This window comes from Arthrobacter oryzae (assembly GCF_037911235.1).
Lineage (GTDB): Bacteria > Actinomycetota > Actinomycetes > Actinomycetales > Micrococcaceae > Arthrobacter > Arthrobacter oryzae_E.
Genome location: NZ_JBBLYW010000034.1, coordinates 1 through 18,806, shown reverse-complemented (window position 1 = coordinate 18,806; position 18,806 = coordinate 1). Strand labels below are relative to the sequence as shown.

Here is an 18,806-nt window from a genome sequence, read left to right as displayed (position 1 = left end):
GGGCGGCTCGGAATGCAGTGTGGACGGGAAGGGACCGGTGGGAGGTCAGTCCTCGATCGTGGCGATCACGGCACCGGCCGAGACCGTCTCGCCGGCGATTGCGGCCAGGCCCGTGATGGTGCCCGCACGGTGCGCCGTGAGCGGCTGCTCCATTTTCATCGCTTCGAGCACGACGACGAGATCACCTTCGGCAACAACGTCACCTTCGGCTACGGCCACCTTTACGATGGTTCCCTGCATGGGGGAGGTCAGCGCGTTGCCGCCGGCAGCTGCGGCCGGTCCGCCGGAACGGGTCCGCTTCTTGGCCTTGGCCGGCTTGGCGGAGCCGCCGCCGGCGCTGAACGAGCCGAGTGACGCCGGAAGCACCACCTCAAGGCGCTTGCCGCCCACCTCGACGACGACGCGCTGGCGATCGCCGGCATCGGGCGCTTCAGCGTCGGTGCCGGTCGGCGTCCACGCCGGAATGTTGTTGACGAACGCCGTCTCGATCCAGCGGGTATGGACCCTGAAGGGTCCCTCTGCCGGGGCGAAGTCGGGGTTGGTGACCACGGCGAGGTCGAAGGGAATGACCGTGGGGATGCCCTCGACCACCATCTCCTCCAGGGCGCGGCGGGAACGCTGCAGTGCCTGCGCACGCGTGGCGCCCGTGACGATCAGCTTGGAGAGCATCGAGTCGAAGTTGCCGCTGATGACATCGCCCTGCTCCACGCCGGAGTCGATCCTGATGCCGGGGCCGGTGGGGTTTTTCAGGGTAGTGATGGTGCCCGGCGCCGGCATGAAGTTGCGGCCCGGGTCCTCGCCGGTGATGCGGAATTCGATGGAGTGCCCGCGGATCTCGGGATCGTCGTAGCCCAGCTTTTCGCCGCGGGCCAGCCGGAACTGTTCGCGGACCAGGTCGATTCCGGTGACTTCCTCGGAGACGCAGTGCTCCACCTGGAGGCGGGTGTTGACCTCGAGGAAGGAGATGGTGCCGTCCTGGCCCACCAGGAATTCGCACGTGCCGGCGCCGAGGTAGCCGGCCTCCTTGAGGATGGCTTTGGAGGATTCGTAGAGCCGGCGGTTCTGTTCCTCGGTAAGGTACGGTGCGGGTGCTTCTTCAACCAGCTTCTGGTTGCGACGCTGCAGCGAGCAGTCGCGGGTGGAAACCACCACGACGTTGCCGTGGGCGTCCGCCAGGCACTGGGTTTCGACGTGCCGGGGTGCGTCCAGGAAGCGCTCGATGAAGCATTCACCACGTCCGAACGCGGCCACGGCCTCGCGGACGGCCGACTCGAACAGTTCCGGGATTTCCTCGCGGGTGCGGGCCACCTTGATGCCGCGGCCGCCACCGCCGAAAGCTGCCTTGATGGCCACGGGCAGGCCGAACTTGTCCACGAATTCGAGGATCTCTTCGGCGGACTCCACCGGATCGGCGGTGCCGGGGACCTGGGGTGCGCCCACCTTTTCGGCGATGTGCCGGGCCTGGACCTTGTCGCCCAGCGCGGAAATTGCTTCCGGGGAGGGTCCGATCCAGGTGATGCCGGCGCCGATGACCATGGCTGCGAACTGCGCGTTTTCGGCCAGGAACCCGTAGCCGGGGTGGATGGCGTCGGCGCCGCACTGGTGGGCCACCTCGATGAGCTTTTCCATCACCAGGTAGGACTCGGCGGCGGTGTTGCCGCCCAGCGCGTAGGCTTCGTCCGCCAGGCGTACGTGCAGGGCGTCACGGTCCGGATCGGCGTACACAGCCACGGATGCGATGCCTTCGTCACGGGCGGCGCGGATAATGCGAACAGCGATTTCACCGCGGTTGGCGATGAGGACTTTGCTGAGCCGCTTGGAGCTCGTCAGGGCGGCACCTGCGTGGCTGGGGGCGGTGGACTGCTCTGGACTTGCGGACTGCTCCGTATTTGCTGACAAGGCGTCTCCTTCTTTCCTTCAGGGAGCCTAGCGCGATTTTGAGGGTTCCGCCGATATTACTTGCGGATTCCGCGGGTAAAGCTCCCAACCTTTGTAGGGAAGCTACAAACAGGTGCGAATTGCCTCACTCGGCCCGGACTTCCGCGGGGTCAATGGCGCCGCCGGTCCACAGCTCGGTGATGCCCACCTGCGCCTGGCCCAGCAGCCCGCGGAGGGTGGAAATGGAGAGCCCGACGACGGTGTGGGGGTCGCCGTCGACCTTCCTGATGAAGGCCCCGCCGTAGCCGTCGATAGTAAAGGAGCCGGCGCACTGGAGCGGCTCACCGGTGGCGATGTAGGCATCGATTTCGTCGCCGCTCATCTCCATGAAATGGACCTCGGCAGAGGTCACGGAGCCCAGCGTGGCGCCGGAGCCGAAGCCATCCGGGTCGGTAGCTTCGGGATCGGTGTCGCGGCAGTCCACCAGCCAGTGTCCCGTGTGCAGCACGCCCATGGCGCCGCTCATGCGCAGCATCCGTTCCTTGGCGACGTCGGCCGTGTACGGCTTGCCGTGGGCCTCGCCGTCGAACTCGAAGACGGAATCGCAGCCGAGCACCAGGGCACCCTCGGCTTCCGGCAGTGAGGCGACGGCCTCCGCCTTGGCGCGCGCCAGCAGCAGGGCGGTGTCGTGCGGATCCGTCACGCCGTAGCGGGCCTGGACCGCATCTTCATCCACGTCGGAAACCAGGATCTCGTGCCGGATGCCGGCATGGCTCAGCAGTTTGGTGCGGGCGGGGGACTGGGAGGCAAGAATCAGGCGGGTCACCGGTCCAGCCTAATTCCCGCGGGCTTGATTGTCGCTCGGGCTGATCGCTTGGAGCTTATCGCTCGTGGCTTATTGTCAGAGGCCGGCGGGATAGTTGGTTCATGGATGGGAATTGGGGACCGGAAACGGTACGGGTAATGGCCGGACGCTATGACGGCGACCTCCGCGACGTGGTAGCGATGTGCTTGCACGCGCTTCAACAGATTAAGGTGCCTGAGGGCGGTGCCGAGCAGATCGAATTCTGTCGGCGACTGGAGGAGCTGGGCTCCGCATTGGCTCCTGTCATAACGCGTCTTGAGGTGGCGGCTGTCCTAAGTCGTGTGCCGATAGCTACGTCCGGTGTGGGCACGTCCCCAATGGCATCCGAAGCGGCCGACCGGCTCCTGTTGGCCCTCATTAATGTCGTAGCCCAGCGGGACTATTGAGCTATGGACGGCAATCAGGGGTCCGAAGCGGATCCGGCAGCAGCAGGGTGCGGCTGCGCCTGCAGGTGCCGTCAGTGGCCCGCAGCGGAAGGTGCAGTAGTAGCGCTGGACGATGACACGCCTGAGCTGGACGCTGCCCGTTTGATTGATGAGATCCGCACCCTGGAGGACAGCAAGTCTGCCTTGGCCGCCCGTCAGGCCCGGTTGTCTGTCGCATTTGACCAGCTGCAGCGCCGGGAGCAGTCCGTCGCCGGAATTCCCACAGATCAGCTCGGGGCGGGCGTCGGAGCACAGATTGCCCTCGCCCGTCGCGAATCCCCGGCCAAGGGGAGCCGGTTGCTGGGCCTGGCCAAGGCCTTGGTTACTGAGATGCCGCGCACCCTCGCAGCACTGGAGGCCGGGCAGTTGAATGAATGGCGGGCCACGTTGCTGGTGCGCGAAACGGCCTGCCTGTCCGCGGAGGACCGTTGTAGCGTCGATGAGGAGCTCGCTCCCGACACCGGTACCTTTGGCGGTGCCGGTGACCGGGGGATCGTCGCCGCGGTCCGGACCGCTGCCTATCGTCGCGACCCACACTCCGTTACACAACGTGCGGCCCACGCCGCCACGGGGAGGCACGTCAGTCTGCGGCCGGCGCCGGACACCATGTGCTACCTGACCGCGCTGCTTCCCGTCGCGGCCGGTGTGGCTGTTCACGCTGCGCTGGTTCGGAACGCGGACTCAGTACGCAGCGGCGGGGATCCCCGGTCCCGGGGCCAGGTCATGGCCGATGACCTTGTCGAACGCGTCACCGGGACGCCGGGTGGGATCGCCGGCGTCGAAATCCAGCTCGTCATGACTGACCGGACCCTATTCCAGGGCGACAGAGAACCGGCACGCCTCCCTGGCTATGGCGTGGTTCCTGGCGGCTGGGCCAGAAGCATCATTGGCCGGGGCGGATCCGCGTCTGGCGCGCCTGGGGCTCCCGGTGCTCCGGACCCCGGCGCAGCTGAGGACCAGACGTTCACCGTGTGGATCCGCCGCCTGTACACCGTCCCTGCTTCGGGCGAGTTGGTGGCGATGGATTCGCGCGCCCGGCTTTTCCCTGCCGGACTCCGCCGCTTCATCGAGGCACGGGACGACACCTGCCGCACCCCGTACTGCGACGCACCCATCCGCCATCTGGACCATGTCGTCCCCTGGCACGGCGGCGGCGCTACAACGCAGGCCAACGGCGCCGGGCTCTGCGAAGCCTGCAACCACACCAAGGAAACGCCGGGCTGGAGTTCGCGTGGACGGCCAGGACCCAAGCACACGATTGAGGTCACCATCCCCACTGGCCACAGCTACTTTTCAACAGCACCCCCGCTGCCAGGGGCAAGGTTCAGTCACGGTGTTGTGCACGCAACAAAGCCGCCCACCGATCGAAGTGATCAGCGGACGGCTTGTTGATCTGCGTGGATCGCTGTGAACTTAGCGTGCCGTGGCGACTGCGTCCTCAGATTCGGCAGTGTTTACGGCGACGGAGGTATCGTCCTTGCGGAGTTTCGCGCCCTCCACGTCCACGTCCGGGAGGATGCGGTCCAGCCAGCGCGGCAGCCACCAAGCTCTTTCGCCGAGCAGGTACATCACGGCAGGGACGATGGTCATACGGACTACAAAGGCATCGATCAGCACGCCGAAAGCCATGGCGAAGCCGAGGGGCCGGACCATGTTCAGGTGCGAGAAGATGAAGCCGGCGAAGACGCTGACCATGATGATGGCGGCAGCGGTCACCACGGCAGCGGCATGGCTGAACCCGCTCCGGACGGCGTGCTTGGCGGTTTCACCGTGCATGAACGATTCGCGCATGCCGGAGGTGATGAACACCTGGTAGTCCATGGCTAGTCCGAACAGCACGCCGATCAGGATGATGGGCAGGAAGCTCAGCACGGCACCCGGATTTTCGACGCCGAAGATGGCACCGAGCCAGCCCCACTGGTAAACCGCTACGACGGCGCCGAACGCGGCGGCCAGCGAGAGCAGGAACCCGCCGGTGGCCAGCAGCGGCACCCAGATGGAGCGGAACACGAGCAGCAGCAGGATCAGCGAGAGGCCAACCACGATTGCGAGGTACGGCGGCAGCGCGTCACCGAGCTTGGTGGATACATCGACGTTGCCGGCGGTCTGCCCGGTAAGCCCGATGGTGACGCCGGTGGAGTCCTTGATCTGGTTCTTTTCGGCGCGGAGTTCGGAGACCACCTGAACGGTGCTCGCGCTGGCCGGGCCTTCGTTCGGGATGACCTGGAACACCGCCGTGCGGCGGTCCTCGCTCAGGGCCAGCGGCACCGCTGCAGTGACGTTTCCGGTTTCGCGCAGGATGTCCGCGACATCGAGCTGCTTGGCCTGCGCCTCGGCTTCGCTAAGGCCCTCGGGGAGGTCGCCCACCACGATAATCGGGCCGGTCATGCCTTCGCCGAAGCTCCGCTTGGTCACGTCATAGGCCTTGAAAGCCTGCGAGGCTACCGGCTCGGAGCTGGCGTCCGGCAGCGCGAGCCGCAGCTGGCTGGCGGGCAGGGCTACGACCCCGAGCAGTACCACTCCCGCGAGCAGTGCCAGCCACGGGTGTTTGGTGACAATGCCGCCCCAGCCGTGGCTGCTGCGGTATTCGTCCTTGGCACGGTCCTCGGTTTCGTGGCCGGGCGCGGCGTTGTGCTTCTCGGCCTTGGCCCAGGCCCGCTTGGAGATCAGCTTCCGGCCCACCAGGGACAGGACAGCAGGCGTCAGGGTCAGGGCCACGACGACGGCGACGGCAACCGTCGCGGCTGCCGAGAGACCCATGACGGCCAGGAACGGAAGGCCCGGGACCACAAGGGCTGCAAGGGCGATGATGACGGTCAGGCCCGCGAAGAGCACGGCATTGCCGGACGTTCCGGTGGCCAGGGCCACGGATTCCTCCGGGTCCATGCCGGCGAGCAGCTGGCTGCGGTGACGGTTGACGATGAACAGGGAGTAATCAATCCCGACGGCGAGGCCCAGCATCAGCGCCAGCATCGGGGAGACGGAGCTCATGTCCATGGTGCCGCTCAGTGCGAAGGTGCCGCCTACCCCGACGGCGACGCCGACGACGGCCATCAGGAGGGGAAGTCCTGCCGCAACCAGGGTCCCGAGCATGATGACCAGGACCAGGGCTGCGACCGCGATGCCGATAATCTCGGCGGTGCCGAACAGCTCGGAAATGTCCTCGCTGATTTCCTTGCTGGGAAGGGCTGTCACGTTGGCGGCGGACACCTCCTTGACGATGTCCTGGACCTCCTGGCGGACGTCCGGATTCAGGCCGTTGATCGAGGTCTTGAACTGAACCTGGGCGATGGCGGCCTTGCCGTCTTCGGAGACGAAACGTAGGCCCTCAGAGGCCTGCAGCTGGCGCTCGCCGAGCGCCAGCTTTGCCTCACCGGCTTCCAGGTCCCTGGTGCCGGCGTCGAGCTTTGCCTCGCCTTCCGCCAGGGCAGCCTTCTGCTGGCCGAGCTGTGCCTCGATCGCGGCGGCCGGCATACCGGCCGCGGCCATCTGCTGTTCCGCTGCCTCCAACTGGGCCTTTCCTGCTGCCAGCTCGGCCGCTGCCTGGCCGAGCCGGGCCTTGCCGGCGGCGGACTGCTCCTGCCCTGCGGCGAGGTCCGCGGCTGCCTTATCAAGCTGGGCCTGGGTTGCGAACGGGTCAACTGTGCCCTGGACATCGGGAAGGGTCCTGAGCTTGGTCAGCGCAGCCGCGACGGCGTCCTTCCCAGCCTGGCTGAACCGGGCGTCGTTGGCTTCGAACACCACGCTCGCGGAGCCGCCGGAGGAGGAAGGGAGCTCCTTCTTAAGCTTGTCCGCCATCTGCTGGGTTTCCGTGCCCGGGATCTGGAAGTTGTTGGACAGAGTGCCGTGGAAGGCGGCTGCCGCTCCGCCGACGGCCACCATCACGGCGAGCCACACAGAGATGACAAGCCAGCGGTGCCGGTAGGAGAACTTGCCGAGGCGGTAGAGCAAAAGTGCCATGTCAGTGCCGATCTGTGGAGAGGGTGGCGGTGGGCATAAAGCCTGAGCCGAGCAGGCCCATGGCATCGATCAGGAGTTGGCGGAGTGTCGAAAGCGACGCGGCCGAAAGGTCTGCGCCGCACCGGGCGAACCAGACGTCCATGGCGGCCTTCCCGCAGGAGATGATGGAGCCGGCCAGCGCCCGGAGGTAGAGCTCGTCGAGTTCCCCGCCCGCGGTCCGGGCGAAGCGTTCGCGGGCGGCGTCGATGATTTCCGCCGTGCAGTGGTCCCACGCTTCAAGTTCGGAACGGTTGAGCTGCGGATTGGACTGCGCCAGGCTGTACAGCTCGGCCATGGGGGCCACCGTCATGGGGTCCGCCAGTTGGATCAGGGCCGCCCTTGCGGACTCCAGGATGGGCTCATCCGCGGGCCTCAGCCGGAACTGCGCCAGGGCGTTGTCCAGAAAACCGTGGGTCACCGAGGCCAGTGCCGCCTCCGTGCTGCTGAAGTAGTTGAAGAACGTGCGCCGGGAGATGCCGGCGGCGTCGGCGATGTCCTCGACGGTAAAGTTCCCCGGCCCCTTGCTGCGCAGGAGTTGGAGGGAAGCGTCGGTGATCGCCTGGCGCGTGGCGGCCTTGTTGAGCTCCCGTCGCGAGGTAGGCGCAGGGGTGGTTTGAGGGTGGGGCACGGCATTACACTACGTGCATATTTACACTCCGTGCAAGTTTCTGCCGTGGTCCGATTCACAGGTTCCTGACAGCTTTATGACAGCTCATCCTTATGTGGCTGCCGGACCCTTGGGGAAGGTAGGCGATCTGTACCTGCCACCGGAAGCAGCCGTGTTGCCGCGGCGGATCGAGGAGACGAGCCATGTCTAACAGGAAGAAATTGGGCCTCGGCCTGGGCGCCGTTGCCCTGGTTGCCGGGGCCGGGATCGGAGTCAGCGGAATCGCATCGGCGGCCACCACGCCGACACCCACTCCGTCGGCCAGCGCATCTGCCGATGCCAACACTGACCATCCCGACCGCGGGCACAAGGGCGGCCGGCACGGACACGGCGGAGGTGTGCAGGCATCGGAGCTCGCTGCCAAACTTGGCGTGGACGAGGCGAAGGTCACCGAGGCGCTCAAGTCGTTCCGTGACGCTAACAAGCCGGCCACGCGGCCGGCCGACGGCGAGAAGCCGGACCGGGAAGCCATGGAAGCAGCCTTGGCCAAATCCCTCGCGGAGTCGCTTGGCATTGAGGAATCCAAGGTCGCCTCAGCCATTGAGGAACTGCGCGCAGAGGAACGGTCCGAGCGGGCCGCGGCCCTGAAAACCCGGCTGGACAAGGCGGTCGCGGACGGCAAGCTCACCCAGGCGGAAGCGGACGCCGTCACCAAAGCCGTTGAGCAGGGCGTGATTGGCGGCAGGGGTCACTAGGCCCGCAGCACATCAGCGCGAACGTACAGTTGAGGCCCCAAACCCGTGTGGATTTGGGGCCTCAACTGTACGTTCGCGCTTTCTGGCGGGTGGTTTCTAAGCCTTGGTGCCCGCCAGCTCGCGTCCGTTCGCACCCTTAGAAGCTCCGGCGTCGTCGGCCGAGGGGTCTGCGGCGGGCTCGGCGTCGTCGTCAACGAACGGGTCACCGTTGCGCGGTGCGTTGTACAGCGCCTCGTCCAGGATGCCCTGGCGCTTGGCAACGATCGTGGGGACGAGCGCCTGCCCGGCCACGTTGACCGCCGTGCGGCCCATGTCCAGGATCGGGTCGATCGCCAGCAGGAGGCCGACGCCGGCGAGCGGCAGTCCCAGCGTGGAGAGCGTCAGGGTCAGCATGACGACGGCGCCGGTGGTGCCAGCGGTGGCCGCTGAGCCCAGGACGGAGACGAGTGCGATCAGCAGGTACTGGCTGAAATCGAGCTGGATGCCGAAGAACTGGGCCACGAAGATCGCGGAGATGGCCGGGTAGATCGCAGCGCAGCCGTCCATCTTGGTGGTGGCACCCAGCGGCACGGCGAAGGAGGCGTAGGCGCGCGGGACACCCAGGCTTCGTTCGGTGACGCGCTGGGTCAGCGGCAGCGTGCCCACGGAGGACCGGGAAACGAAGGCCAGCTGCACGGCGGGCCAGACGCCGGAGAAGTACTGCTTGACGGACAGCCCGTGCGTGCGGACCAGGACCGGGTAGACCACGAACAGCACGAGGGCCAGTCCGACGTAGATGGCGAAGGTGAACTTGCCCAGCGAGCCGATGGTGTCCCAGCCATAGACGGCCACGGCGTTGCCGATCAGGCCCACCGTGCCCAGCGGCGCAATCCGGATGATCCACCACAGGACCTTCTGGATGACGGCGAGGGCGGAAGCGTTAAGGGTCAGGAAAGGCTCTGCGGCCTTGCCCACCTTCAGGGCGGCCACGCCGACGGCGATAGCGATCACCAGGATCTGGAGGACGTTGAAGCTGACGGCCGTGGTCACGGCGCCTGACTCGGCAACGGTGGAGCTGGCACCCAGGCCGAGGAAGTTCTTGGGAAAGAGGCCGGTGAGGAAGGCCCACCAGTCACCGGACTTGCCGGAGTACTTGGCTTCCTGGGTGATGCCGGTGCTGGCGCCGGGCTGCAGCAGCACGCCCAGTCCGATACCGATCAGCACCGCGATCAGCGACGTGATGGCAAACCAGAGCAGCGTGTTCCACGCCAGTTTGGCGGCGTTGGAGACCTGTCGGAGGTTGGAGATGGAACTCACGACGGCAGTGAAGATGAGGGGGACCACGGCGGTCTGCAGCAGCGAGACGTAGCTCGAGCCGATGGTCTGCAGGGTGGCGCCGAGGGCATTGGGGCTTGCCTTCGTGCTGCCCGTGTACTTGGCCAGGAGGCCAAGGCCGAGGCCCACGATCAGGGCGGCGATAATCTGGAAGCCGAACGAGCCGGCCCAGGCGGGAAGCCGGAAGCCGGTGTTTCCTGCGGGGGAGGGGGTGCTGGTTTGAGTGATCACCTGAACACGCTAGGCGGACGGCCTATAGCACCACGAACGCACGTTGAGAAATGTTACGGGAACAAAATTGCTGCACTCCCCGGAAATCCCCGAAGAATGGTGTCACTAGGCACTTTTATGAAGTTATTCCCGGCACCCGTGTGGCAAACATCTCGCCGACTCGTCAGGCGGAAGGCGGTTACCCCAGCAGTGCGCGCTTCAGGGTGTCCAGGCCCACGGAGCCGATGTTCAGCGCCTTGGTGTGGAAAGCCTTCAGGTCGAAGCCGGGACGGGTCTCGAGCTCAGCCCGGATCTGTTCCCAGAGGCGCTGGCCCACCTTGTAGGACGGCGCCTGGCCCGGCCAGCCCAGGTATCGAGCGAATTCGAAGTTGAGCTGGCCTTCGCTGATCGCCAGGTTCTCCTTGAGGAAGTCGTAGCCCCTGTCCATCGTCCAGGTGCCGCTGCCCCAGCGTTCCGGAACCTCCAGCTCCAGGTGCACTCCGATGTCGAAGACCACGCGAGCCGCCCGCATGCGCTGCATGTCCAGCATGCCCATGTGGTCGCCCGGGTCCTTGAGGTAGCCCAGCTCCTGCATCAGTTTCTCGGCGTAGAGTGCCCAGCCTTCGCCGTGGCCCGATGTCCAGCAGACGTTGCGGCGCCACTTGTTGAGCAGCTCCCGGCGGTAGATGGCCGTGGCGATCTGGAGGTGGTGTCCGGGCACGCCTTCGTGGAACACGGTGGTGGTCTCGGCCCAGGTGGTGAACGTGTCCTCGCCCGGCGGTACGGACCACCACATCCGGCCCGGCCTGCTGAAGTCGTCGGAGGGGCCGGTGTAGTAGATGCCGCCCTCGTCGGTGGGGGCAATCAGGCATTCGAGCGTCTGCATGATGTCCGGGATCTCAAAGTGAACGCCGGCGAGATCTGCCACCGCCTTGTCCGAGAGCCCCTGCATCCAGGCCTTGAGGGCGTCAGTGCCCTTGAGTTGACGGGCGGGATCGCTGTTCAGGACCGCCTTGGCTTCCTCCATGGAAGCGCCGGGCCGGATTTCGTCGGCCACGCGTTCCTGTTCCGCAATGAGGCGCTCCAGTTCCTGGACGCCCCAGGCGTAGGTCTCGTCGAGGTCCACAGTGGCGCCAAGGAAGACGCGCGATGCCAGTGCATAGCGGTCCCGGCCCACCGCGTCCTTGGCCGGGGCCACGGGCAATAATTCGGTGGACAGGAAGTCCGCGAGTCTTTCATACCCCGCCCGGGCGGCGGCAGCGCCGTCGTCGAGCTTTGCCTGCAGTTCCGCGGAAAGCGGGCCGTCCGCCGTCTTCGCCCCGGCCGCCATCTTGGCGAAGAAGCCGTCCTCGGCGGCGTATTTGGTGGCCTGCTCGATGACGATGGACACCTGCCGGGCTGCGGAGACCTTGCCCTGTTCCTTGGCGGAGCGCAGCGACTCGATGTAGCCCTCGATGGCACCGGGCACGCTGTGGGCGCGGCCGGCGATGTGCTCCCAGTGTTCCGTGGAATCGGTGGGCATCAGGTCAAAGATGGCGCGGATGTCCTGCGCCGGCGAGGAGATGTTGTTCAGGTCCGCGGCGTCCCAGCCGGATTCGTGGATTTCCAGTTCCAGCCCCAGCCGCTCACGCATGGCGTCAAGCGTGACGGCGTCCACGTCGTCCGCGGGCTCCAGCCCGTCGAGGGCGCGGAGAGTCTCCCGCGCCGCCGATATGAACCCTTCGATGCCGGCCGGCGAGAAGTCCTGGAACTCAGTTTCGTGGCCGGGCACGCCGAGCGTGGTGGCAAAGCTCGGGTTGAGTCTGATCAGGGTGTCCGTGTAGGCGTCTGCGACGGCGTCGATAGCTGTTTGGGGGCGCGAAGAGGCTGCGGTTTCGGTAGTCACCCCACGAGACTAACGGGGCAGTCCCAGTTATGAAAGACTCACTGAACTATTCGGTGTGTCAGTCGCGGGCCTTAGCCGCGGCTCCGCTTCCAGGCTCCCGGTCCCGGGCTGGGGGCCAGCCGCAGCTGCTGCCGCCGCACCCAGTGGCGGACGCTGGGCTTTGCATCGCCTTCCGGCTCGGCAGTGCCGAGAGAGAGTACGACGGCGGCCAGCGCCGCGAGTTCCACGTCCGTCGGTTCACCCTTGACCACGGAGAATAACGGCTCCTCGGCTGCCGTTTCAGGCGCTGGTTCGTTTCCGGCGGGCTCCACTTCCGGGGTCACAGCGGAATGTTTCCGTGCTTCTTGGCGGGCAGGCTGGCGCGCTTGTCCCGCAGGGCACGCAGGCCCCTGATGATCTGAACCCGGGTTTCGGACGGCGCAATAACGGCATCCACGTAGCCAAGCTGAGCCGCCTGGTAGGGGTTGAGGAGTTCTTCCTCGTACTGCCGGATGACATCGGCGCGCTTGGCCTCGACGTCGCCGCCGGCCTCCGCCACTGCGGCAAGCTCGCGGCGGTACAGGATGTTGACGGCGCCCTGTGCACCCATAACGCCGATCTGGGCCGTGGGCCAGGCCAGGTTCAGGTCAGCGCCGAGCTTCTTGGAACCCATCACGATGTACGCTCCGCCGTAGGCCTTGCGGGTGATGACGGTGAGCTTGGGGACAGTGGCCTCGGCATAGGCGTACAGGAGTTTGGCGCCGCGGCGGATGATGCCCTGGAATTCCTGGTCCTTGCCCGGCAGGAAGCCCGGCACGTCCACCAGGGTGATGATGGGGATGTTGAAGGCGTCGCAGTTCCGGACGAAGCGCGCGGCCTTTTCGGAAGCCGAGATGTCCAGGGTGCCGGCGAACTGCATGGGCTGGTTGGCCACGATGCCCACGGTGTGCCCTTCGATACGGCCGTAGCCGATCATCACGTTGGGGGCGTAAAGGGCCTGCATTTCCAGGAAATGGCCGTCGTCCACGATCTGCCCAACGAGCTTGCGCATGTCGTAGGGCTGGTTGGCGGAATCCGGGATGAGCGTGTCCAGGGCAAGGTCGTCGCCGTCGACGTCCAGTTCCTGCTGGTGCTCCAGTACCGGGGCTTCGGCCAGGTTGTTGGAGGGAAGGAAGTCCAGGAGTTCGCGGACGAATTCGATGGCGTCCGCCTCGTCCGCCGCCAGGTACGTGGAGGTGCCGGTGGTGGCGTTGTGCTGGCGCGCACCGCCCAGGGTTTCCATGTCAACATCCTCGCCCGTGACTGTCTTGATCACATCCGGGCCGGTGATGAACATGTGCGACGTCTTGTCCACCATGACCACGTAGTCGGTCAGGGCGGGGGAGTACGCGGCACCGCCGGCGGAGGGTCCCATGATCAGGGAGATCTGCGGGACGACCCCGGAGGCATGGACGTTGTTGCGGAAGATGTCCGCGAACATGGCCAGGGAAGCGACACCTTCCTGGATCCGGGCGCCGCCGCCGTCCAGGATGCCCACCACCGGGCAGCCGTTGCGGAGCGCGAATTCCTGGACCTTGACGATTTTCTCGCCGTTGACCTGGCTGAGTGAGCCGCCGTACACCGAGAAATCCTGGCTGTACACGGCGACGGGACGGCCGTCCACGGTGCCATAGCCGGATACCAAGCCGTCGCCGAGGGGCTTCTTCTTTTCCATGCCGAATGCCGTGGAGCGGTGGACAGCCAGCGCGTCGAACTCGACGAAGGATCCCTCGTCCAGGAGGAGGTCGATGCGTTCGCGGGCGGTGTTCTTGCCGCGGGCGTGCTGCTTTTCGATGGCCTCGGGGCCGGATGGCTGTTCAGCACGCGCCTGGCGGTCGCGGAAATCTGCAATCTTTCCCGCAGTCGTTGTCAGATCGTGGCTCATCAAGTATCTCCGGCTCTGTAGCTGATAGTCGCTGGCCCTGCGTCGCAACGGCGCTTAAGTAGCTTCCGCACAAAACCAGGACCCTGCTGGCTAGTCTAGTGACGCAAATGGCCCGGACGGCTGTAGAAAACCTACAATTTTCTGCCGTCGGGTGGCACTGACCAGTATGTTACTCACCGGTAACATACTTCGGCTACAGTGTCCTTATGACTTCAAGCAACGATGCTTCGGGCACCGCCGCAGGGCCGTACCAGGCCGCCGGTTCCCTTCAGGGACGCACTATTTTGATGTCGGGGGGAAGCCGCGGCATCGGCCTGGCCATTGCCCTTCGTGCCGCACGCGACGGCGCGAACATAGCGCTGATGGCAAAAACCGGCCAGCCGCACGCGAAACTCGAAGGGACCGTCTTTAGCGCTGCGGAACAGTTGGAAGCGGCGGGCGGCCGGGCGCTCCCTATCGTCGGCGACGTGCGCAATGACGACGACGTCGCCGGGGCGGTCGCCGCCGCCGTCGAACGCTTCGGCGGAATCGACGTCGTGATCAACAACGCCTCCGCCATTGACCTGTCCAGGACCGACGCAGTGGACATGAAGCGCTACGACCTCATGCAGGACATCAACGTGCGGGGCACGTTCCTGCTGTCCAAGCTGGCGCTGCCGGCCCTGCGCCGGTCGTCGTCCGCCAACATCCTGACCCTGTCACCTCCCCTGAACCTCGATCCCAAATGGGCCGGAATGCATCTGGCCTACACCATGGCCAAATACGGCATGAGCCTCACCACCCTCGGCCTGGCCGAGGAACTCAAGGACGATGGCATTAGCGTCAACTCGCTCTGGCCCTGCACCCTGATCGATACGGCAGCCATCCGCAACATGCCCGGCGGGGAGAACATGGTCAAGGCCGCACGCGGACCGGAGATCATGGCTGACGCGGCACATGCCGTGCTGACGGGAAGCAACCTGGTGGGAGGCGAGGGGTCACGTAGCGGCAATTTTTACACGGATGAACAGGTGCTCGCCGCTGCGGGGGTGGCCGACTTTTCCCCGTACAGCCTAGGGGTGCCGGAGGACCGGCTGGTCCCTGACATTTTCCTCTGAGAACCTGTCCGCCGCCGCCGGGGCAGCGCCAACTCGGTAGGATTCAACTATGGACGCCCCACAGCCTGCCGACGGCCAGGACCCGATCAATCCGCACCCTCCGGAGACCCCCGCCGGCCTCAACCGCAAAGAGCTGGGGAGTGAGGATTTCCTGGCTGCCAACGGCATTGCGCAGCTCACCGTGGTGGACTCGACAGGGTCCACCAACGCGGACCTCCTTCAGGGTGTGACCGTGGATCCCCGCGCCTGGCCGGACCTTTCCGTGCTGACGGCGGAGCACCAGACCGCCGCCCGCGGCAGGCTGGACCGGCACTGGGAAGCGCCGCCCCTCAGCTCAGTACTGGTGTCGATTGTCCTCCGCCCGGTGAACGCGGAAGGCCGGCCGTTGCCCACCCATACGTACTCCTGGTTCTCATTGCTCGCTGCCCTTGCCCTGCGGGAGGCACTCCTGGAAACGGCGGGCATCCCGGCCGAGATCAAGTGGCCCAACGACGTCATGGTGCGGGGCCGGAAAATCGCCGGCATCCTGGCGCAGCTGGGACCCATGGGGGACGGTACGGTTCCGCCCGTCATCCTCGGCACCGGTCTCAACGTGACCCTGACTGCCGCAGAGCTGCCCGTACCCACGGCCACATCCGTCCTGCTGGAAAATGCCAGGACTGTGGACCGGACCGCACTGCTCAAGAGTTACCTTTCACGCTTTGCCGTGCTCTACCGCAGCTTCTGCAATGCCGACGGCGACCCCGCCGCGGGACTGGCCGGCGGACCCTCGCTGCACAAGCGGGTCGAGTCGGTGATGTCGACCCTGGGCAAGCAGGTGCGCGCGCAACTGCCCGGCGACCATGAGATCATCGGCCACGCCTCCCGCCTGGACGAGTACGGCTCCCTCCTGGTGGTGGACGCAGCCAGGCATGAACACGTCGTGACGGCCGGCGACGTCGTCCACCTCCGGCCGTGGACACCGCCCGGCGCGGGCGGCGGATCAGCACCCGGGGCAGGGACCGGCGCCGCAGAAAGCGGATATGCGTAAAGACCTCCTGCCGGGAGAACAGGTCATCACTGTTACCCGGCCACAGCCCCGGAAGCTTTTCTTTCCGGGGCTGCTGTTCATCGTCGCTCCTGCCCTCGGTGCTTACGCGAGTGCCTGGATCGTGAAAGGCGGACCGGCCGGGCTGGTTCCGCTGATCACCGGGGAGTGGACTCTCTGGCTTGTCGCAGTGTGCGTCGGAGGGGTTGCGTGGATACTGTTGGGGTACTGCCTGCCGCGGGTGCTCAAGTGGCACGCAACGCAGTACGTGCTGACCAGCCGGAGGATAGTTGCCCGCTACGGCATGCTGCGCAGGAGGGACATGCAGATTTCCCTCGCTTCCGTGCAGCACGTGGGTGTCAGCCAGTCGTTGTGGCAACGCATATTGCGTTCCGGGAATATATCGTTGGATACCGGACACGGCGCTGAAGCCGTCATCCCGGATGTTCCGGAGGCGGTGAGGTTTCGAAACTTCGTCCTTGATGCCATCGATGAACTGCCGGCCGGAGTGATGTTCGAGGCAGACCGGTCGCAGGAAATAGCTGGGAATGCGGCGCAGAACCGGCCGTGGGGTTTGGGAGAGACGTGGGATACGAGAGAAGGTGGAGCAGATGAGCGCTGAGAACGCGGGACCGGTTGACAATGCCGGGTCAGTGGACGAGGCGGAGCCGTCTGAGCTGCCCTCGCCGCCCGACGCCGTGGTGGAGACAGCCACCCTTGAAGCGGCCGTCCTGGATACGGCCACCCTGGACACCGCTTCGGTTGCGGAGCCGGTGCTTCAAACGTCGGTGCTTGTTACGCCGGACTCCGGTGCGGCGGCCGATGACCCTGCCGCTATCCCGCGTTCGGCACGCCGCCCCATTCCGCATGATCCCGACCTGTATGAGCCTGCTTCGCCGGTCGATGCCACTCCCACGGGAACCCTTTCTGCAGAACGGCTCGCAGCCAAGGCGCTCGAGGCAAGGCTCCTTGGCGGTGAGCGCAAGCTGCGCCGCCGTGAAGTGGCGGCCGGCGCGGGACTGTCCCTGCTGTCCGCGCGCAAGCTCTGGCGTGCCCTGGGGTTTCCCAACCTGGGCGACGAGGATGTTGCCTTCACTGAGCGGGACCAGGCGGCGTTGTCCACGGTGGTGGATCAGGTGCGCTCGGGGAAGCTCACCGAAGAGGCGGCCATTTCGGTGACCCGTGCCATCGGGCAGATGACTGACCGCATGGTGGTGTGGCAAATCGAAGCCCTGGTGGAGGACATGGTCCACCGGCAGGGTGTGTCGGACGCCGTGGCCCGCAAGCGGCTGGTCAACCAGCTTCCGTCCCTGGTCGATGCGCTTGAGGAAATGCTCGTTTACTCCTGGCGCCGGCAGCTCAACGCCGGTGTCCAGCGTCTTGCCGTGCGGGCCGAGGCCGGACTGCAGGCCAGCGAAGAAGGCCGTGAGGGCGACGAGGATGACGCGCCGTTGCCTCTGGCGCGCGCCGTGGGCTTTGCCGACCTGGTTTCCTACACCAGCCTGTCGCGGCGCATGAACGAGAAGACGCTCGCACAACTGGTGCAGCGCTTTGAAAACAAGTGCGCCGAGATCATCTCCGTGGGCGGCGGCCGGCTGGTGAAAACAGTGGGTGACGAAGTCCTTTATATTGCCGAGACACCGGCGGCCGGGGCCGAAATTTCGCTCGCCCTGTCCCAGGCCTTCACCGAGGACGAGATCCTGCCCGAAGCCAGGGTCGCGATGGTCTGGGGGCGGATCCTTTCACGCCTCGGCGACATCTACGGTCCCACCGTTAACCTCGCCGCCCGACTGACGGCACTTGCCGACCCCGGCGCGGTGCTGGTTGATTCGATGACGGCAGCAGCTTTGGAACACGACGAGCGGTTTGTACTCGTGCCCCAGAAGGCCGAGGAGGTCCGCGGCTTCGGCGAGATCCATCCGGTCCTGCTCCAGCGCGGCAGCGGCCGGGGCCTTGTCCTGGACTAGGGGTCGGAACTCCTGTTCCTGTCGATCCTGAGGCCAGGCGGGAGCTAAAGCACAGGTTTCTAAAATTGATGGTCTTATGACATAGTCGGACTGACCCGGCTATGTTGCACAGCGGGTCCTGGCGTGCCCGGACAGCATTTGGTGGGGGAAAACTGGTAATGAAACGGCTACTTCGTTCCGCGCGGCCTGAATCAGGTGCGGCTCAAGGCCAAAGCCGGCGCCGGCGTCGCGGCGCAGTCCTGCGCGGTACCGTTTTTGCGGTGGCCGGTGCTGCGCTGGTGGCTGGTGCGGTGATTTATCCGGGGTTCAAGACCACCGAGGTGGAGTTGAACGACGGCGGGGTGTGGGTGGTCAGCAAGGCCAAGAATGCTGTTGGCCGGCTGAATTATCCCTCGCGTGTGCTGGACGGTGCGGTAACCCCGGCCAGCACCACGTTCGACATCCTGCAGGACGCCGGGACCGTGTTTGTCGATGACAATGCGGGCTCCACCCTGAACCAGGTCTCCGCCGCCAACATGCGGCTGGGCGGAGACAAGAAGCTGCCGGGTTCGGCCGATGTGAGCTTCGGTTCGGACGTCATCTCCGTGACCGACGCGGCCAAGGGCAGGACGTGGGCGCTGTCGCCGTCGTCCGTCAACGGGTTCGACCCCGACACCAGTGAGCCGGCCGTTCAAGGATCCCAGGGACTGGTATCCGCCGTCGGCTCCGACGACCGCATCTACAGCGTGGATCCGAAGACCGGCAAAGTGACTGTCACGGAAGTGTCAGCGGACGGTGAAGCCAGAGAATCCGAAACCGGTACGTGGGACGGGCTGAAGGGTGCGGGGGATCTGCAGCTGGCCGTGGTGGGGGATGAGCCGGTGGTGCTGGATGC

14 protein-coding genes and 1 pseudogene are annotated in these 18,806 nt (G+C 65.9%); 7 read left to right on the top strand and 8 right to left on the bottom strand.

Annotated elements, in window-relative coordinates; all coding sequences use genetic code 11:
* Nucleotides 1–45 precede the first annotated feature (45 nt).
* Together WMN78_RS10055 and WMN78_RS10050 are read right to left on the bottom strand one after the other, a co-directional pair.
* Nucleotides 46–1,899, bottom strand: coding sequence for an acetyl/propionyl/methylcrotonyl-CoA carboxylase subunit alpha (locus WMN78_RS10055; RefSeq protein WP_425341142.1), 1,854 nt, complete (start codon nt 1,897–1,899; stop codon nt 46–48).
* A 124-nt stretch (nt 1,900–2,023) separates the two neighbouring features.
* Nucleotides 2,024–2,704 (bottom strand): nucleoside triphosphate pyrophosphatase, encoded by a 681-nt coding sequence (locus WMN78_RS10050; RefSeq protein ID WP_340533607.1) that lies wholly within the window; start codon nt 2,702–2,704, stop codon nt 2,024–2,026.
* Between the two features lie 428 nt (nt 2,705–3,132).
* On the opposite strand from WMN78_RS10050, the gene WMN78_RS10045 reads away from it, so the two are divergent.
* Nucleotides 3,133–4,560, top strand: coding sequence for an HNH endonuclease (locus WMN78_RS10045; protein ID WP_340533606.1), 1,428 nt, complete (start codon nt 3,133–3,135; stop codon nt 4,558–4,560).
* A 21-nt stretch (nt 4,561–4,581) separates the two neighbouring features.
* On the opposite strand, the gene WMN78_RS10040 is transcribed toward WMN78_RS10045, so the two are convergent.
* Together WMN78_RS10040 and WMN78_RS10035 are read right to left on the bottom strand one after the other, a co-directional pair.
* Nucleotides 4,582–7,128: an MMPL family transporter gene (locus WMN78_RS10040; RefSeq protein WP_340533605.1), complete on the bottom strand. Its 2,547-nt coding sequence runs from the start codon at nt 7,126–7,128 to the stop codon at nt 4,582–4,584.
* 1 nt (nt 7,129) lies between these two features.
* Entirely contained in the window at nt 7,130–7,795 is a 666-nt protein-coding gene (locus WMN78_RS10035; protein WP_340533604.1) for a TetR/AcrR family transcriptional regulator, read from the bottom strand.
* Nucleotides 7,796–7,977: 182 nt separating this feature from the next.
* On the opposite strand from WMN78_RS10035, the gene WMN78_RS10030 reads away from it, so the two are divergent.
* Nucleotides 7,978–8,529 carry a hypothetical protein gene (locus WMN78_RS10030; RefSeq protein ID WP_340533603.1) on the top strand — a complete coding sequence of 184 codons (552 nt, stop codon included), beginning with the start codon at nt 7,978–7,980 and terminating at the stop codon, nt 8,527–8,529.
* A 96-nt stretch (nt 8,530–8,625) separates the two neighbouring features.
* On the opposite strand, the gene WMN78_RS10025 is transcribed toward WMN78_RS10030, so the two are convergent.
* The 4 genes from WMN78_RS10025 to WMN78_RS10010 form a co-directional block, all read right to left on the bottom strand.
* Nucleotides 8,626–10,074: a dicarboxylate/amino acid:cation symporter gene (locus tag WMN78_RS10025; protein WP_340533602.1), complete on the bottom strand. Its 1,449-nt coding sequence runs from the start codon at nt 10,072–10,074 to the stop codon at nt 8,626–8,628.
* Between the two features lie 178 nt (nt 10,075–10,252).
* Nucleotides 10,253–11,938 carry a DUF885 domain-containing protein gene (locus tag WMN78_RS10020; RefSeq protein ID WP_340533601.1) on the bottom strand — a complete coding sequence of 562 codons (1,686 nt, stop codon included), beginning with the start codon at nt 11,936–11,938 and terminating at the stop codon, nt 10,253–10,255.
* A gap of 71 nt (nt 11,939–12,009) precedes the next feature.
* The gene (locus WMN78_RS10015) at nt 12,010–12,261 is read right to left on the bottom strand and encodes an acyl-CoA carboxylase subunit epsilon (RefSeq protein WP_340533600.1); all 252 of its coding nucleotides are present in this window, start codon (nt 12,259–12,261) and stop codon (nt 12,010–12,012) included.
* Nucleotides 12,258–13,841 (bottom strand): acyl-CoA carboxylase subunit beta, encoded by a 1,584-nt coding sequence (locus WMN78_RS10010; RefSeq protein ID WP_340533599.1) that lies wholly within the window; start codon nt 13,839–13,841, stop codon nt 12,258–12,260. The genes WMN78_RS10015 and WMN78_RS10010 overlap by 4 nt, the downstream gene beginning before the upstream one ends.
* A gap of 206 nt (nt 13,842–14,047) precedes the next feature.
* Between WMN78_RS10010 and WMN78_RS10005 the strand changes: the two genes are divergently transcribed.
* From WMN78_RS10005 to WMN78_RS09985, 5 genes and pseudogenes are all read left to right on the top strand, one after another.
* On the top strand, nt 14,048–14,938 hold the full coding sequence (locus WMN78_RS10005; protein WP_340533598.1) for an NAD(P)-dependent oxidoreductase: 891 nt from the start codon (nt 14,048–14,050) through the stop codon (nt 14,936–14,938).
* 49 nt (nt 14,939–14,987) lie between these two features.
* On the top strand, nt 14,988–15,968 hold the full coding sequence (locus WMN78_RS10000; RefSeq protein WP_340533597.1) for a biotin--[acetyl-CoA-carboxylase] ligase: 981 nt from the start codon (nt 14,988–14,990) through the stop codon (nt 15,966–15,968).
* Entirely contained in the window at nt 15,961–16,587 is a 627-nt protein-coding gene (locus WMN78_RS09995) for a PH domain-containing protein (RefSeq protein ID WP_340533596.1), read from the top strand. The genes WMN78_RS10000 and WMN78_RS09995 overlap by 8 nt, the downstream gene beginning before the upstream one ends.
* A gap of 55 nt (nt 16,588–16,642) precedes the next feature.
* Nucleotides 16,643–17,932, top strand: coding sequence for an adenylate/guanylate cyclase domain-containing protein (locus tag WMN78_RS09990; protein WP_340533677.1), 1,290 nt, complete (start codon nt 16,643–16,645; stop codon nt 17,930–17,932).
* Nucleotides 17,933–18,090: 158 nt separating this feature from the next.
* A pseudogene (locus tag WMN78_RS09985) lies at nt 18,091–18,806 on the top strand (Ig-like domain-containing protein); the annotation flags it as partial.

What these genes read in the sequence shown, in the direction of transcription:
- WMN78_RS10045 (WP_340533606.1), top strand. Translation starts at nt 3,133, where the DNA reads ATGGACGGCAATCAGGGGTCCGAAGCGGATCCGGCAGCAGCAGGGTGC.
- WMN78_RS10040 (WP_340533605.1), bottom strand. Translation starts at nt 7,128, where the DNA reads ATGGCACTTTTGCTCTACCGCCTCGGCAAGTTCTCCTACCGGCACCGC.
- WMN78_RS10030 (WP_340533603.1), top strand. Translation starts at nt 7,978, where the DNA reads ATGTCTAACAGGAAGAAATTGGGCCTCGGCCTGGGCGCCGTTGCCCTG.
- WMN78_RS10010 (WP_340533599.1), bottom strand. Translation starts at nt 13,841, where the DNA reads ATGAGCCACGATCTGACAACGACTGCGGGAAAGATTGCAGATTTCCGC.
- WMN78_RS10005 (WP_340533598.1), top strand. Translation starts at nt 14,048, where the DNA reads ATGACTTCAAGCAACGATGCTTCGGGCACCGCCGCAGGGCCGTACCAG.
- WMN78_RS10000 (WP_340533597.1), top strand. Translation starts at nt 14,988, where the DNA reads ATGGACGCCCCACAGCCTGCCGACGGCCAGGACCCGATCAATCCGCAC.
- WMN78_RS09995 (WP_340533596.1), top strand. Translation starts at nt 15,961, where the DNA reads ATGCGTAAAGACCTCCTGCCGGGAGAACAGGTCATCACTGTTACCCGG.